4 protein-coding genes and 1 pseudogene are annotated in these 2,975 nt (G+C 49.6%); 3 read left to right on the forward strand and 2 right to left on the reverse strand.

What is annotated here, in order from left to right; translation table 11 throughout:
* Positions 1-73: endoribonuclease YicC domain-containing protein (locus tag WH277_RS28635; protein WP_445235305.1), on the forward strand; the 73-nt coding region annotated here is incomplete at its 5' end.
* 43 nt (positions 74-116) lie between these two features.
* On the opposite strand, the gene WH277_RS03825 is transcribed toward WH277_RS28635, so the two are convergent.
* Complete coding sequence (locus WH277_RS03825; RefSeq protein WP_339456426.1) at positions 117-1,028, reverse strand: LysR family transcriptional regulator; 912 nt, start codon at positions 1,026-1,028, stop codon at positions 117-119.
* Between the two features lie 81 nt (positions 1,029-1,109).
* Entirely contained in the window at positions 1,110-2,108 is a 999-nt protein-coding gene (locus WH277_RS03830; protein WP_339456428.1) for an aldo/keto reductase, read from the reverse strand.
* 172 nt (positions 2,109-2,280) lie between these two features.
* Here WH277_RS03830 and WH277_RS03835 point away from each other — a divergent pair, with 172 nt between their 5' ends.
* Together WH277_RS03835 and WH277_RS03840 are read left to right on the forward strand one after the other, a co-directional pair.
* A complete protein-coding gene (locus tag WH277_RS03835) occupies positions 2,281-2,619 on the forward strand; it encodes a zinc ribbon domain-containing protein YjdM (protein ID WP_339456430.1) in 339 nt (112 codons plus the stop codon).
* Positions 2,620-2,773: 154 nt separating this feature from the next.
* A pseudogene (locus WH277_RS03840) lies at positions 2,774-2,975 on the forward strand (MFS transporter); the annotation flags it as partial.

The following is a 2,975-nucleotide window of genomic DNA, read 5'->3' on the forward strand; positions in this document are numbered from 1 at the left end:
TATCACCGCTTCTGCCATTGAGCTGAAAGTGCTGATTGAGCAGATGAGAGAACAGATTCAGAACATCGAATAATACGTGATCACTGTGTAAAAGAGCCCTGTTTACAGGGCTTTTTTTATGCGTTTTTCCCCACCGTCAGCAACTGTATCCCATTGATAACCCACTCCCTGGTGTCGTTCTTACGCGTCGCCACATAGACATCAATATTCAGTGATTGCGCAGCGTCATCCGTCAGAGTGCGGTAGCACAGACCCTGCTGATGAAAGGTGCACATCGATTGCGGCATCAGCGTCATCCCCTTACCCCGGGCAATGCTGGACAGCAGAACCAGCGAGTCGTCAGGCTCTTTGACCCGTTCAAGGGTGAACGATAAATGCCGGAAGTATGCTTCACATTTATCGTAATAGAGCGGATTGGCATGGCGCGGAAACCAGAACAGGGGCAGATCGGCAATATCGGCCAGAGCCACCTTATCTTGCAAACTGGCCGGGTGAGACGATGGCATAACCAGCAGCAGCGGCTCACGATAGATCCAGTGAAAACTAAAATCCTGTTCGCTGTGCAGACTTTTTTCACCGATGATCACCATATCCATCTGCCCTTTAGACAGTAATTGCAGCAGCTGAATGGACGTCAGGTTCTGGATATCAATCTCTTTATGGCTGAGAAACTGATTTATTCTGTCACTGACCTGCGGGATATTATCGAAGCTGAGTGTGCGCGTCAGACCCATACGCAGACGAGATTGCTCTGTATTCATTTCATCAACGCAGTGGGTGAGATCATTCATCAGCTGTGTCGCTTTAGGCACCAGTTTTCTGCCGCCTTCCGTCAGACGAACTTCATGAGTGTTACGGATAAAAAGCGCGCAGCCCAGCACCTCTTCCAGCAATTTTATTTGCCGGGTTAACGGCGGTTGCGTCATCCGTAACCGTTCAGCCGCTCGCCTGAAGTTAAGCTCCTGAGCCACTACGAGAAAGCACTGTAATTGCTTTATGCTGGGTAACTTATTATTAATGCTGTCCACGCGTTCTCCAAAGATTTAGGGGGCATTATTCAGTTTTCAGGCATCATTTCAATTCTCCCACCTAAGCGGTTGAGCACCATGTTAAACATTGATCCCTTTCATTCCCTCTTCGGTATAGCGACTGCCTTTAATCGCGATTTTACGGTGAATGTTGTTCAGCATCACAATATCTGACGCATCCAATACCAGATCAGCCGCTGCTGCATTCTCGACCAGATACTGTGCATTCTTCGTGCCGGGAATAGGGACTGTTTTTTCATACTGCGCCAGCAACCATGCCAGCGCAATCTGGCCCGAAGTGCAGCGATATTTTTGCGTTAAAGGCGTGATGGCATCAAGCAACTGACGGTTATGATCGAGATTATCCTGCTGGAAACGAGCGTTACTTCTGCGGAAATCCCCTTCCGGGAAGTCGCGATTATTCAGGTATTTCCCGGTGAGAAAACCACGTCCCAGGGGTGAATAGGGAACTAAACCAATGCCCAGTGTCTTGACCATCGGCAGGATGCTCTCTTCGATATCGCGGGTCCACAACGAATACTCCGTTTGCAGGGCAGTGACTGGAAACACAGCATGAGCTTTTTGCAGGGTCGTGGCCGAGACTTCACATAAGCCGATATGGCCGATTTTCCCCTCCTGCACCAGGCGGGACAAACAGTGCATGCTCTCTTCGATAGACGCGTCCTGATCGACCCGGTGAAGGTAAAACAGGTCGATTTTTTCCACCCCGAGGCGCTGCAAGGATTCATGGCAGCAGCGGACGATATAATCCGGATGGTTATTTATTTTTCGGGCATAAGCGGCGTCAGGGTCGCGATCGATGCCGCATTTGGTGGCCACTTTAAACTGTGCGCGTGTCCGGCTATCCAGCTGTGCTAAAAAATGCCCAATAAGGCGCTCATTGTGACCGCGGCCATACAGATTCGCGCTATCGATAAAATTAACGCCAGCCTCAGCCAGTTTACCCAGCAATGTTAAGGATTTTTGATCGTCCGTTTCGCCGTAAAATTCACTCAACCCCATCGCGCCAAAGCCGATAGCACTGACAGTGAGATCCTGAGCCAGTTGTCTTGTTTTCATAATCCCTCCATAAAATGAAATGCCATTCTTTCATGGGTGAGTGTCGACCTGAATTTCAATTAAGGTGATACCTTTCAGGTATCAGAATGCCAGGCCAAACAGCAATAGGAAGAACGTCTCTGACAAGGTAAACTATCCCCTTACTTTATTATGGATTTACTTGAGGATTATCATGGAAACGTTACCTCCTTGCCCAAAATGTCACTCAGAATATAGCTGGCAAGATGGCGCGATGCTCAACTGCCCGGAATGTGGCCACGTATGGGCTGATGGCACTGACGCCGCGACTGATGACGCACTGATTGTTAAAGATGCCAACGGCAACCTGCTGGCAGATGGCGATAGCGTCACGGTGATTAAAGACCTTAAGGTCAAAGGCAGTTCAACACCGCTGAAAATGGGCACCAAAGTAAAAAGCATTCGTCTGGTAGAAGGCGACCACAATATTGACTGCAAAATCGATGGCTTTGGCCCGATGAAATTGAAGTCTGAGTTTGTGAAAAAGAACTGATCCCAGCCAGTAGCCTTCGTGCTACTGGTTCACCTAACCTCACCCGCACGATTTGCCCTCAGGATTGAAGCTGCTAGTATCACAAGGCACCCGCTTTCGGTGTTAAGGGCGTACGGCGCTCAACGGACCGGTTCAATATTCCCCAGGAGGCAGAGTGAACAAGACGTTAGGCGTTTTTTTCCCGCTTTATACCACTACCCTTTTAATGCTGCTCGGTTCGGGGTTGCTGACGACCTATGTTTCCCTGCGTCTGACATCGGCACATGTCTCCGGCGGGCTTATCGGGGCCATTATTGCAGCGAACTACATTGGCCTGGTGATCGGCGGCAAAGTGGGTCATTTTCTCATCGCCCGCG

Source organism: Erwinia sp. MYb416 (assembly GCF_037479575.1).
Classification (GTDB): Bacteria; Pseudomonadota; Gammaproteobacteria; order Enterobacterales; family Enterobacteriaceae; genus Erwinia; species Erwinia rhapontici.